Annotated in this window: 8 protein-coding genes and 4 pseudogenes; 5 read left to right on the plus strand and 7 right to left on the minus strand. The window is 69.7% G+C overall.

The features are described from left to right. The first annotated feature begins 20 nt into the window (after window positions 1-20). Window positions 21-2,852, plus strand: coding sequence for a DEAD/DEAH box helicase (locus ACIBB8_RS19315; RefSeq protein WP_398953597.1), 2,832 nt, complete (start codon window positions 21-23; stop codon window positions 2,850-2,852). A 255-nt stretch (window positions 2,853-3,107) separates the two neighbouring features. Here ACIBB8_RS19315 and ACIBB8_RS19320 read toward each other — a convergent pair whose 3' ends face one another. The 5 genes and pseudogenes from ACIBB8_RS19320 to ACIBB8_RS19340 form a co-directional block, all read right to left on the minus strand. Beyond that, complete coding sequence (locus ACIBB8_RS19320) at window positions 3,108-3,545, minus strand: SPW repeat protein (protein WP_398953599.1); 438 nt, start codon at window positions 3,543-3,545, stop codon at window positions 3,108-3,110. Between the two features lie 122 nt (window positions 3,546-3,667). Continuing rightward, window positions 3,668-4,015, minus strand: a pseudogene (locus ACIBB8_RS19325) (ADP-ribosylglycohydrolase family protein); the annotation flags it as partial. Beyond that, a pseudogene (locus ACIBB8_RS19330) lies at window positions 3,990-4,382 on the minus strand (fasciclin domain-containing protein); the annotation flags it as partial. The pseudogenes ACIBB8_RS19325 and ACIBB8_RS19330, both read right to left, overlap by 26 nt. A 96-nt stretch (window positions 4,383-4,478) precedes the next feature. Beyond that, window positions 4,479-6,101 (minus strand): molybdopterin-dependent oxidoreductase, encoded by a 1,623-nt coding sequence (locus ACIBB8_RS19335; RefSeq protein ID WP_398953601.1) that lies wholly within the window; start codon window positions 6,099-6,101, stop codon window positions 4,479-4,481. A gap of 239 nt (window positions 6,102-6,340) precedes the next feature. Then, entirely contained in the window at window positions 6,341-7,705 is a 1,365-nt protein-coding gene (locus tag ACIBB8_RS19340) for a cryptochrome/photolyase family protein (RefSeq protein WP_398953603.1), read from the minus strand. Between the two features lie 278 nt (window positions 7,706-7,983). Here ACIBB8_RS19340 and ACIBB8_RS19345 point away from each other — a divergent pair, with 278 nt between their 5' ends. From ACIBB8_RS19345 to ACIBB8_RS19355, 3 genes and pseudogenes are all read left to right on the plus strand, one after another. Then, window positions 7,984-8,646 (plus strand): PadR family transcriptional regulator, encoded by a 663-nt coding sequence (locus tag ACIBB8_RS19345; protein WP_398953605.1) that lies wholly within the window; start codon window positions 7,984-7,986, stop codon window positions 8,644-8,646. A gap of 54 nt (window positions 8,647-8,700) precedes the next feature. Then, window positions 8,701-9,141 (plus strand): annotated as a pseudogene (locus ACIBB8_RS19350) (ABC transporter); the annotation flags it as partial. 2 nt (window positions 9,142-9,143) lie between these two features. After that, window positions 9,144-9,839, plus strand: a pseudogene (locus ACIBB8_RS19355) (ABC transporter permease); the annotation flags it as partial. Between the two features lie 22 nt (window positions 9,840-9,861). Here ACIBB8_RS19355 and ACIBB8_RS19360 read toward each other — a convergent pair. Next, complete coding sequence (locus ACIBB8_RS19360; RefSeq protein WP_398953607.1) at window positions 9,862-10,332, minus strand: ABA4-like family protein; 471 nt, start codon at window positions 10,330-10,332, stop codon at window positions 9,862-9,864. Beyond that, window positions 10,329-11,240, minus strand: a complete 912-nt coding sequence (locus tag ACIBB8_RS19365; RefSeq protein WP_398953609.1) for a hypothetical protein — start codon at window positions 11,238-11,240, stop codon at window positions 10,329-10,331. Before ACIBB8_RS19365 ends, ACIBB8_RS19360 begins: the two co-directional genes overlap by 4 nt. Before the next feature lie 166 nt (window positions 11,241-11,406). Here ACIBB8_RS19365 and ACIBB8_RS19370 point away from each other — a divergent pair, with 166 nt between their 5' ends. After that, window positions 11,407-12,060 carry a MerR family transcriptional regulator gene (locus tag ACIBB8_RS19370; protein ID WP_398953611.1) on the plus strand — a complete coding sequence of 218 codons (654 nt, stop codon included), beginning with the start codon at window positions 11,407-11,409 and terminating at the stop codon, window positions 12,058-12,060. Window positions 12,061-12,210: the final 150 nt, after the last annotated feature.

Below are 12,210 nucleotides of genomic sequence, written 5' to 3' on the forward strand. Positions count from 1 at the left end.
CGGGTAGGCTCGTAACCAAGATGACAGAGGACCTCTCACCAGCTGAGCGATACCAGGCTTTCCGGATCCGCGCCGCCGAGCAGGCCACGGCGCTCGCGCCCTTCCGCGAGTTGTACGAGTTCGGTCTGGACCCGTTCCAGATCGATGCATGCAAGGCCCTGGAGGCGGGTAAAGGGGTGCTGGTCGCGGCCCCGACCGGGTCGGGCAAGACGATCGTCGGCGAGTTCGCCGTGCATCTCGCGCTGCGCCAGGGCCGCAAGTGCTTCTACACCACGCCGATCAAGGCCCTGTCCAACCAGAAGTTCACCGATCTGGTCAAGCGCTACGGCGCGGACAAGGTCGGCCTGCTGACCGGCGACAACAGTGTCAACGGGGACGCGCCCGTGGTCGTCATGACCACCGAAGTGCTGCGGAACATGCTGTACGCCGGCTCCCAGGCACTGCGCGGTCTCGGCTATGTGGTGATGGATGAGGTGCACTACCTCTCCGACCGCTTCCGTGGCGCGGTGTGGGAAGAAGTGATCATTCATCTGCCTGATTCGGTGACCCTGGTGTCGCTGTCGGCGACCGTGTCCAACGCCGAGGAGTTCGGCGACTGGCTGGACACCGTCCGCGGTGACACCGAAGTCATCGTCGCCGAGAACCGGCCCGTGCCGCTCTGGCAGCACGTCCTGGCCGGCCGCCGGATGTACGACCTGTTCGAGGAGGAGACCGACCACGGCGGCCGCGGCGTCGGCCGCCGCGAGGTCAGCCCCGACCTCGTCCGGCTCGCCCGCATCGAGAGCCAGCGCGGATACAACCCGCGCGAGCGCCGCCGCGGAAAGATGGTGCGGGAGGCCGACCGCGAGCGCGAGCGGCGCCAGCGCAGCCGGATCTGGACCCCGTCCAGGCCCGAGGTCATCGACCGGCTGGACGCTGAAGGCCTGTTGCCCGCCATCACGTTCATCTTCAGCCGAGCCGGCTGCGAGGCCGCCGTGCAGCAGTGTCTCCAGGCCGGACTGCGGCTCAACGACGACAGCAAGCGCCTCCTGGTGCGGGAGATCGTCGAGGAGCGGACCGCGTCCATCCCTCCCGAGGATCTCCATGTTCTCGGCTACTACGAGTGGCTCGAAGGTCTGGAGCGGGGCATAGCCGCGCACCACGCGGGCATGCTGCCGACCTTCAAGGAAGTCGTCGAGGAACTGTTCGTACGCGGGCTCGTCAAGGCGGTCTTCGCGACCGAGACCCTCGCCCTCGGCATCAACATGCCCGCGCGATCGGTGGTCTTGGAGAAGCTCGTCAAGTGGAACGGCGAGCAGCACGCCGACATCACCCCGGGCGAGTACACCCAGCTGACCGGGCGTGCCGGGCGGCGGGGGATCGACATCGAGGGCCATGCGGTGGTGCTGTGGCAGCGCGGTATGGACCCGGGGGCGCTGGCCGGACTCGCGGGTACGCGTACGTATCCGCTGCGGTCCAGCTTCCGGCCCTCGTACAACATGGCCGTGAACCTGGTGCAGCAGTTCGGGCGGCACCGGTCGCGCGAACTGCTGGAGACCTCGTTCGCCCAGTTCCAGGCCGACCGCTCGGTCGTCGGGATCTCCCGGCAGGTGCAGAGGAACGAGGAGGGGCTCGACGGCTACCGCGAGGGCATGACCTGTCACCTCGGCGACTTCGAGGAGTACGCACGGCTGCGCCGTGACCTCAAGGACCGGGAGACGGAGCTTGCCAAGCACGGCGCGTCACAGAGGCGGGCCGCCGCAGCGGCGTCGCTGGAGAAGCTGAAGCCGGGCGACGTCATCCATGTCCCGACCGGGAAGTTCGCCGGGCTGGCCCTGGTGCTGGACCCGGGGCTGCCGGCCGGACGGGCCAACACGCATCGCGGGCTCGAATACCACGACGGGCCGCGGCCGTTGGTGCTCACCGCCGAGCGGCAGGTCAAGCGGCTTGCGTCGATCGACTTCCCCGTGCCGGTCGAGGCGGTCGAGCGGATGCGGGTGCCGAAGTCGTTCAACCCGCGGTCGCCGCAGTCCAGGCGCGATCTGGCGTCGGCCCTGCGGACCAAGGCGGGGCACATTGTGCCGGAGCGGCACCGTAGGGGGAGGGCCGAGGCCGCCGACGACCAGCAGATCGCCCGCTACCGGGCCGAGTTGCGGGCCCACCCGTGCCATGGGTGCAACGAGCGCGAGGACCATGCGCGGTGGGCGGAGCGCTACCACCGGTTGCAGCGGGACACGAAGCAGCTGGAGCGGCGGATCGAGGGGCGGACGAACACGATCGCCCGCACCTTCGACCGGATCGTGGCGCTCCTCACCGAGCTCGACTATCTGCGGGGCAACGAAGTCACCGAGCACGGGCGGCGATTGGCCCGGCTCTACGGCGAACTGGACCTGCTGGCCAGCGAGTGCCTGCGGGCAGGGGTCTGGGAAGGGCTGAACCCGGCGGAGCTCGCCGCGTGTGTGTCGGCGCTGGTGTACGAGGCGCGGCAGGCGGACGACGCCGTGGCGCCGAAGCTGCCGTCCGGCCCGGCGAAGACGGCGATGGCCGAGATGGTCCGTATCTGGGGACGACTCGATGCCCTGGAGGAGGACTTCAAGATCAACCAGGCGGAGGGGGTCGGGCAGCGGGAGCCCGATCTCGGATTCGCCTGGGCCGTCTACATGTGGGCGTCGGGGCGGACGCTGGACGAGGTGCTGCGCGAGGCGGACATGCCCGCGGGGGACTTCGTACGGTGGTGCAAGCAGGTCATCGATGTGCTGGGGCAGATCGCGGCCGCGGTGCCGGGCGCGGGCGCCGGGTCCGTGGCGCGCACCGCACGCAAGGCAACGGATGCGGTGCTCCGGGGGGTTGTGGCGTACAGCTCGGTGGGGTGACGGGGTGTGTGCTGCGGGTTCGGTCGACCGGGTCTCGGATGGGGCGCCTGCGGCGGTCCTGTCCGAGCCCGCCCCTTCCCGTGCGGATGCGGCGCCGCTGATCGTGGGGGCGGAGCGTGCGTAGCCCGCGCACGGTTGCTGGTGGACGTGGCACCCCGCAGACCCTCCCCGGACGTGCCTCGGCCGGTCCGCTGGGTGCCGACCGGCCGGAAGCTCACGCTCCTTCGTCGTTCAGGGACCGCCAGGGGGTACCCCTCAGGTCCGATTGCTCTTCATCGCCACTCCGACGCATGCCAGCCCCAGCAGTACGGCCAGACCGCCGATGATGACGTTGTTGAGGATGACGCCCATGTCGGGGCTGCTGGCGACGACCCACGGCGAGATGATCATCCAGATGCCTATGGCGCAGATGGCCCAGCTCAGGCCGTACATCCGTTCTGGCATCACCGTGAACCCGAGTCCCAGCACCGCGATCGCGATCCCCATGATCAGGTTGTGCTGCACGAGGGTGGGCTGGCTTGCAGTGAAGTGAAGTACCCAGGGCGAGACGGCGCAGTAGAGGCCGACGAGGAAAACCGGTCCGTCGACGAGCGCCACATCGCGACCACCGAGCATGCGGGCATAGCGCTCCCGCATTTCGGAAACATCCGGGTGACTGGTGATGTCAGCGCGGGTGTGTGAGACGTTGGACATGAGAGTCGTCTCCTTCGATCCTGCAGGCCCGACCGCGGTGTGAGAGGGGCGTGCTGTAGTCGCCTTCTCCACCATTCTGCGCTTATCTCACCCTTATGTGTACATTTCGGGCCGCGTGGATCTTATGATTCCTGGGCGTCCAGGCGCCGGGCCAGGGCCGCCAGCTCGGGTGTGCGCAGGACCCGGTCCCCGTACCCCGGCAGCGGGACGTGCAGGGGCTCCGTCCGGCGTGGCGGGATCGCGGCCATGCCGTACACCGCCCCGGTCAGGGCGCCGGTCACAGCCGCGACCGTGTCGGTGTCCCCGCCGACGTCGATCGCCGCTGCCAGCGAGGCCTCGAAGGTATGTATCGTGCGCAGCGCCCGGACCGCCGCCCCTAGGCGCGGCCACACCGCCCCGTTGAACTCCGTCGCCAGACCGGGATGCCGGCCCGGTGCGAGGACGGTCGCCCAGCGGGATCTTGGCGAAGGCGTCGTTGGTCGGCGCGAACACCGTGATGTTCTCCGCGTTGTTCAGGGTGTCGACCAGGCCGGCCTTCTTCACCGCGGTGACCGGCGTGGAGAGTGACGGGTTGTTGGCGGCGGCCGTGGCGACCGGGTCCTTCGCCGTACCCGCGAAGCTGCCCGCCCCGTCCTTCGGCACGGACAAACAGGCAGGGCCGAACGGCTCGTTCAGCTTCATCGGCTCGCTCGCCGCAGCAGACGGTGTTTTGGCCGCGCTTGCGGTGGAGTCGGACGAGGATTCCTTGGAGTCGCTGGCGCAGGCGGTCAGGGCCAGTGGCAGAAGCGCGGCGGTGGAGACGGCAACGGCGGCACGGCGAAGGTGCGGGACGTTCATCTGATTTTTCAGGAGAGGCGCGCGGGTGCGCACGAGGGTCGAGAAGGGAGGAAGAAACGAAGGAGTGGGGAATGACAGTGCGTGCCGGAGGGCGGGTCAGGACACGTCGACCACCACCGAGTGCCAGCCGGTCGCACCGTCCGGGACGGTGCCGACACGTTCGCCGGTCTGAGTGGCGCCTGTCCCGTCGGTTGCACGGACCTCCAGCGTGTGATTGCCGGAGGTGGCCGGCCACTCCCACACCCATGTGCGCCAGGTGTCCCGGCTGTCCTCCGCCGCGAGCCGGGCCCGATGCCATGGGCCGCCGTCCACCCGGACCTCCACCCGCGAGATCCCCCGGTGCTGGGCCCAGGCCACCCCGGCGACGGGCACGATGCCGGGCTTCGGTGAGGCGAATGGACGCGGCGTGTCGATCCGGGACTCCGTCTTGACCGGCGCCTGCTGGGACCAGCCGCTCCTGACCCAGTACGCGTCGTACGAGGCGAACGTCGTCAGCTCGATGTCCTTGATCCACTTGCAGGCCGAGACGTACCCGTAGAGTCCCGGCACCACCATGCGGACCGGGAACCCGTGCGCGAACGGCAGGGGTTCGCCGTTCATGCCGAGGGCGAGGATCGCGTCACGCCCGTCCATGACCGTCTCGACCGGCGTTCCGATCGTCATGCCGTCGACGGAACGCGCCACGATCTGGTCGGCGGGCCCGCCCTGCGACGGCGGCCTCACCCCGGCCTCGCGCAGGAGATCGGCCAGCCGCACGCCGATCCACCGGGCATTGCCGACGTACGGGCCGCCGACCTCGTTGGAGACACACGCCAGGGTGATGTCGCGCTCGATGATCTCCCGCTTCAGCAGGTCCTGGAAGCTGAGCGCGAGCGGGCGGGTGACCCCCTTGCCGTGGATCCGCAGCAGCCACGAATCGGCGTTGATGCGGGGCACGACCAGGGCGGTGTCCACCCGGTAGAAGCTCTTGTTCGGGGTGATGAACGAGCTCAGGCCCGGGATCCGCAGATCCGCCCCGGGTGGTACGGCGGGCGCGGGTGAATCGGGGACCGGGAGGACCAGATCATGCCGTGAGGCGGTGGCCCCGGCCTGTACGACGGATGTCAGCCGCCGTCCCAGGAACCCCGCACCGGCCGAGACCGCCGCCGCAGCTGTCGCCGCGATCACGAAACCGCGCCGGTCGAAGGTGCCGTCCCGCTGCCCGTCCCTCGCTCCCGCCGCGGGAGAGGGACGGAGCACCGGGCCGAGCCGTCCGACCAGGAGATACAGCACCCCTGCGGCCAGGACGGCACCCATCACCGAGGGCAGAGCATCGGCGGGGCTGCCTTCCGGCCGTCCCACCGCCGCCACTGCCCCGACCACGCCGAAGACCAGAACGGCCGCCGAGCCGAGCAGCCGGTGTCGCAGCGCCAGCAGCCCGATCGCCACGGCGAAAACCGCCAGCAGCGCCAGGATGCCCAGTTCGAGCACCAGCTTGTCGGCGGTGCCGAAGTGCCGTACGGCGAAGTCCTTCACGACCGCGGGAGTGCGGTCGATGACCGCCCCGCCCACCGCCACGACCGGACCCGCCTCCGGACGTACGACAGCCGAGACCAGTTCGGCCACGGCCAGGGCGCAGAACCCGGCGATCAGACCGCTGAGCCCGGCGAGACCGGCACGTGCCCAGCGGGATCGCCGGGACCCGGAAGCCCCTGGCTCCTGCACGTCGTTCTGTTCCACGTTCACATCCGTACGTTCGTCGCCGGACGCCCGGCGGATTGGTCCATCACCCGATCGGATGAGAGGCGGTCATCGGCCTATTCGTGTCGGACCCAGCCACGAATCCCCCTTCGAGGGGCCCTGTGAGAGGGCCCGTTCGGCGCAGCCCGCCCGACGCGGGCCGGAACCGACGGACCGGCGTGGCACGGAATCGGCGGCGGACAGCCGTGGTTGGCCAGCCGCCAGCCGGGAGTCAGCTGTCAGCCGAGGCCGCGCGCCCGTTCGAAGCGGGCGCGGGCCTCGGCCAGATCCACCACCGGGTCCGGATACCGGAGCCGGGCCCGGTCCGGGCCGGTGAGCTTCCACGGCTCGTGCACCGCGGCGCTGTCCAGGTCCGCCAGTTCCGGCACCCAGCGCCGTACGTACGCGCCCTGCGGATCGAACCGCTTGCCCTGGACCAGCGGATTGAGTACGCGGTTGGGGCGGGTGTCCGTGCCGGTGCCCGCCACCCACTGCCAGTTGAGCTGATTGTTCGCCAGGTCCCCGTCGACCAGCAGATCGAGGAAGTGCCGGGCGCCGACGCGCCAGTCCACGTACAGCGTCTTGGTGAGGAAACTCGCGACCAGCATCCGGCCCCGGTTGTGCATCCAGCCCTCGTGCGCCAGCTGTCGCATCGATGCGTCGACCAGCGGATAGCCGGTGAGCCCGGCACGCCATGCCTCGATCTCGTCGGGGTCGGACCGCCACCGGTCGCCGCGCGGACGGTAGTCGGCCCATGCGGCGTCCGGCCGGGCGGCGAGAACCTGGTGGTGGAAGTCCCGCCAGGCCAGCTGCCGTACGAACATGTCGGCGCCCGGTCCGCCCTTCTCCCGTGCCCGGTTCACCAGTTCGGCCGCGGAGAGGCAGCCGAAGTGCAGAAACGGCGACAGCCGGGATGTCGCGTCCCCGGCGAGGTCGTCGTGGCCGGTCCCGTAGTCGGCCATCGGGCCGTGCAGCCAGGAGGCCAGCAGCCTGCGCCCTGCCGTCTCGCCGCCCTCGGCGAGCCCCGGGGAGACGCCCGTCACCTCCGCTCGCGTGGGCAGCGGTAGGGACGTCGCCGCGTCCGGCACCCGTACCGTCCGCGGTGCGGCCAGGGTGCCCCGTACCCCCGCCGCCTCCCAACGGCGGAAGTACGGGGTGAACACCGCGAAATGGTCACGGCCCGCCGGGACGACCAGGCCCGGAGCGAGCGCGGTGACCACCGCGTCATGGACGTGCAGGGTGCAGCCGGCAGCACCGAGAGCCGTACGCAGGCGCTGCTCGCGTTCCCTCGCGTACCCGCTCACCCCGGCCGCGATGTGCAGACTCTCCGCACCCGTCTCCGCGACCGCGGCGCAGGCCCCCGCCACCACGTCGGCGCTGCGGACGACCAGCCGGCCGCCGCGGCGGCGCAGCCCCGCGTCGAGATCGACGAGGCAGTCGGCGAGGAACGCCCGCCGGTTCGGCGCGTCGAAACCGGTCTGGCGGATGCCGTCGTCCTGGACGAAGAGGGGGACGACGGCATCCGCGTTGCGCACCGCGGCATGCAGAACGGGGTTGTCGTGCAACCGCAGATCGGAGGTGAACAGCGCTACCGAGACGGTCATGGGAGGGGCCCCTCAGGCGGTCGGGAAGGTCAGCAGTGATGGTGCTCCGCTGATGTGCACGGCTTCTTTCACGCGGGCTTCCTCCCAGGAGGCGCATCGGTTTCGTGAGGTGATCCGGAGCCGACGGCAGCGCGGATTGGTCAGTGCGTGCAATCTTTCCACGCCGCCGCGAATTCGCGATACATCGTGGTTGGTGCGTATGGGTGCTCGCGATATATTCGTACGCGAGTATTCGATGACGAAGTGATGAACCTGCGAAGTGAAGGGCGGTGAGGGGGGTGGCCAAGCGGCGCAAGCTCAGCAATCCACTGGCGCTCACGGTGCTGGTGCTGCTCGCCGAGCGGTCCATGCATCCGTACGAGATCGCCCAGACGCTTCGCCGGCGCGGCAAGGAACACAGCGTCAAGATCAATTTCGGCTCGTTGTACACCGTGGTCCAGAACCTGGAGAAGCACGGGTACGTCGAGGTGGCCGGCGTGCAACGCCAGGGCAACCGCCCCGAGCGCACGCTCTACGGCATCACCGAGGCGGGGCGCGCCGAGATGGTCGACTGGCTCTCCGATCTGCTCGCCGTTCCGGCCGCCGAGTACCCGGTCTTCGAGACCGCGCTCTCACTGCTGGCGGTGCTGCCTCCGGAGAATGTCGCGGAGCTGCTGGGAACCCGGGAGGCGGCGCTGGCGGTCCGGTCCGCGGCGATCCGGGGCATCCTCGGTCAGCTTACGGAGAAGCTGCCCCGGGTCTTTGTGGTGGAGATCGAATACCAGCTCCACATGATCGATGCCCAGCTGGAGTGGATCAAGAAATTCCGTACCGAGATTCTCGACGCCACGATCAGTGGCATCGAGGAGTGGAAGTCCTTCCATGAGACCGGCGAGGTTCCGCAGGACTGGCAGGAGCTGAGCGAACAGGAGATCGTCCTCGATCCCGAGCGGAAGGCGTAGCGCCGAGCGGTACCGAAGAAGCAGCGACAAGCGGTACCGGAGAAACAGAAAGACCCCGAGGTGCTCTTTCTGGACGAGCCCACCACCGGACTCGACCCCGAGGCCCGTACGGCCATGTGGGACGAGGTCGCCCGGCTGGCCGGCGACGAGGGCCTGACCATCGTGCTCACCACGCACTACCTGGAGGAGGCCGACCGGCTCGCCGAACGCATTGCGATCGTCGACCACGGCCGGATCGTCGTCGAGGGCACCCCTGACGAACTCAAGGGCGAACTCCGCGGCGACGCCGTCCACATGGAGCTTCGCACCGACGGGGACCGTGCGGCGGTCACCGCCGCGCTCACCGGACTGCCCGGGGTGTACGAGGTGCTGGCCGAGGGCCGCCGGGTCAGCGTCCGCGCCGAGGACGGTGCCGCCGCCGTCCCCGTACTGCTCGGCGCCCTGGACCGGGCCGGCGCGGTGGTCGCCGCCGCCGTCGCCCGCCCCTCCCGCGACCGATCTCCCTGGTCCAGCCGGTGATCTGGCTGTTCCTGTTCGGCAACCTCTTCAAGAAGGTCGTCGAGCTCGGCGGCTTCGGCACCACGTCCTATCTGGACTACCTGATCCCCGGCATCGTCGTGATGAGCGCCCTCGGATCGAGCATGTGGGCCGGAATGGGCACTCTGGAGGAGATCGAGCGGGGCACGCTCAACCGCTTTTTGACCACCCCGGTCAGCCGGAACGCGCTGATGAACGCCAACGTCGTGCAGAACGGCATCAGTACGGCCGTCCAGTCGGTCATCATCGTGCTGCTCGGCTGGGCCGCCGGTGCGAGGTACCCGGGCGGCGCGGGTGGGCTGCTGATCCTGCTCGTCGCCTCGATCCTGCTCGGTGCGGTCTTCGGCGCGCTCTCCAACGCGCTGGGGATGCTGGTCCGCCAGCGTGAGTCGATCATCGGTATCAACACGTTTCTGCTGCTGCCGCTGACCTTTCTCTCGTCCTCGTTCATGGCGCCGAGCCAGATGCCGTCCTGGATGCGGCAGATTGCCGACTTCAATCCGGTCAACTGGGCGATGGTGGCGGGCCGTTCGGCACTGACCGCCGATCCCGACGGGGGGCTGGTGCTCAGCCGCGGGGGAGCGCTGCTCGTCCTCGCGGCGGTGGCGGTCTGGCTGTCGACCCGCACCTTCCGCTCGTACCAGAAGTCCGTCTGACGGTGCGTGCGGCCGCGGGGTCTCAGGAGAGCGCCGCGTCGTGGAATTGGTCCGGGGAGGTCTCCCCGGACCGGCTCTTCGGCTTCCGGAACGCGCGCAGCACCAGAAAGACCAGCAGGCCGAACGGCGACAGCAGAATCGTCAGCACCAGCAGAGGGCTCATCACCAGCGTGGGGATACCCAGTCGGCGGCCCTCCAGGAACATCCACTGGCCGAGCAGCAGATCCCACGCGATGACCTGCGCCCAGATCGCCCCCGCCCCGTTCGCCAGCACGGTCAGGTCACGGAACGTGTCGATGTCGGGGCTGCGCACGGCAGTCCACAGTTCGGGAAAGACCGGCACAGCCATCATCAGATACACGGCCAGCACCGGCAGGACGGTCAGGGGGGACGCCGCGAGGCGCGCGGTGGGCCGCCAGTGCGGCGCCAGGATCATGAGCAGCCAGAAGGGCGCTGCCAGCCAGAACGAGACCTCGAAGAGTGCGCCGGTCATGCCATGAGCTCCTTCTCGACGGAATCCGCGGTACGGGATATGGGAATCGGCCGTAGCGCCGCATACGTTCCGGCGGCGGTGGCGGCCAGGACGAGTGCCGCGGCGGTGAGCGTCGCGCCGTCCGGATGAATCAGTGACTGCCCGCGCAGCGCCTGCCACAAGACGAGGGCGACGATCGCCGCGTACGCCCCTGATGCGACGACCATCAGGCGCAGCCGGACCCGCGGATCGCCCAGCCGGGGAAAGCGCGGGGCCAGCGCCACCAGGGCGAGCAGGAGCAGCGGGAGCAACTGGAGCGCATGCATGCCGACGAAGTGCGGGATGCGCAGATCGCCGCCGGTCGTCGACCAGCCGGTGAGCGGCATCGAGGGGCCGCCGTCGGGTACGCCGACGGAGTGTGCGCCGATCACATCCGCGGTGTCGAGGTTCCCGGCAGCCCGCTGCTCGGGAGTCGGCTGCGTCATCAGGAAGCCGATTCCCGCGCCCACCAGCGCTATGAACACCCCCGAGCGGATCGCGAGGGCGGCGGCGCGGTCCTGGATGCGGGCGCGCAGCAACAGGATCGCGATGACCAGGGTTCCGGTCCAGAGGACGGCGACGGTGACGCCCATCGCGTTGAACAGCCGCTCGTCGAACGGGGTGGCGTGGTTGAAGTGGCTGCGCTTCCCGCGGATGACCTGCGTGGTGATGAGCGCCATTTCGACGAGGCTGGAGACCACGACCACGGTCCCGGCCCACCAGCCCGTGCGCCGGCCGCGGGTGAGGAGCGTCAGCATCCAGGCGAGCGCCAGGGCGTACGCCACGAACGAGACCGCGAACTTGAAAGGCTTGAACCAGATCGCCGAGCCCGCGAGGACCCGGTCGTCGACCAGGAGTCCCACTCCTGAGACGACGGCCATGACGGCCATCGCCGCAGCGAAGAGGACTAACGGACGGTGCCAGGAACGCCATGACGGCATGGGTGTACCCCCTGTGAAGACCAACATTATGGATAGTGAGACTCTCTGCTATCCGATAGCGAAACTATCTATGATGGAGTGCGGGGTTGGCAAGAGCGGACAGGGAGAACGCAGCGTGCGCATCAGCGAGTTGAGCCGCAGGTCCGGAGTTTCGGTGGCGACGATCAAGTTCTACGTACGGGAAGGACTCCTGCCCCCGGGGGAGCTGACCAGCCCGAACCAGGCGTCGTACGACTCCGGGCACGAGCGCCGGCTGAAGCTGATCCGTGCCCTTCTGGATGTCGGCGGACTGTCGCTCTCCGCGATCGGTGACGTACTCCGGGCGATCGACGACCCCGCGCAGCCGGTGCACACGGTGCTGGGCGTGGCGGCGACGCGGATCACGGCACTCGAGGGCCACGAGCCCGGGCCCGAACTGGACGACGCCCGCGAAGAGGTGGCCGAGCTGCTGGAGCGGCGCGGCTGGCGGGTGGAGGCGCGAAGTCCGGCCGGTGAGGCCCTGGCCGGAGTGCTGGCCGCGCTGCGGCGGGCCGGGCACGGAGGCTTCTGCGAGCTGCTCGACGACTACGCGAGCGCCGCGGAACCGGTCGCCCGGGCCGATCTCGACTACGTGGGACGGCGGGTGGCGCGCGAGGACCTGGTGGAGAGCGTGGTCGTCGGCACGGTGCTGGGCGAGGCGATGTTCGGCGCGCTGCGCCGGCTCGCGCACGTGGACGCGTCGGCCAGGGCGTACGGCGATGAACCGGGGGAGCGGGCCGGGGGTGGGTGAGGGGGACGCGTCCGACATGTGGGCGCCCGGGGCGCATGTCCGCCGGCGCCGCCACGTCGTATGCGGACGACCCGGTTCGCGTGCACACCCCTGCCGCATGCCGACGCCCCGGTCACCGTCCAGGGCGGACGGCGACCGGGGCGTGGATGT

The sequence above is a fragment of the Streptomyces sp. NPDC051286 genome, from assembly GCF_044455345.1.
Lineage (GTDB): Bacteria > Actinomycetota > Actinomycetes > Streptomycetales > Streptomycetaceae > Streptomyces.

What these genes read in the sequence shown, in the direction of transcription:
- ACIBB8_RS19315 (WP_398953597.1), top strand. Translation starts at nt 21, where the DNA reads ATGACAGAGGACCTCTCACCAGCTGAGCGATACCAGGCTTTCCGGATC.
- ACIBB8_RS19320 (WP_398953599.1), bottom strand. Translation starts at nt 3,545, where the DNA reads ATGTCCAACGTCTCACACACCCGCGCTGACATCACCAGTCACCCGGAT.
- ACIBB8_RS19340 (WP_398953603.1), bottom strand. Translation starts at nt 7,705, where the DNA reads ATGACCGTCTCGGTAGCGCTGTTCACCTCCGATCTGCGGTTGCACGAC.
- ACIBB8_RS19360 (WP_398953607.1), bottom strand. Translation starts at nt 10,332, where the DNA reads ATGACCGGCGCACTCTTCGAGGTCTCGTTCTGGCTGGCAGCGCCCTTC.
- ACIBB8_RS19365 (WP_398953609.1), bottom strand. Translation starts at nt 11,240, where the DNA reads ATGGCCGTCATGGCCGTCGTCTCAGGAGTGGGACTCCTGGTCGACGAC.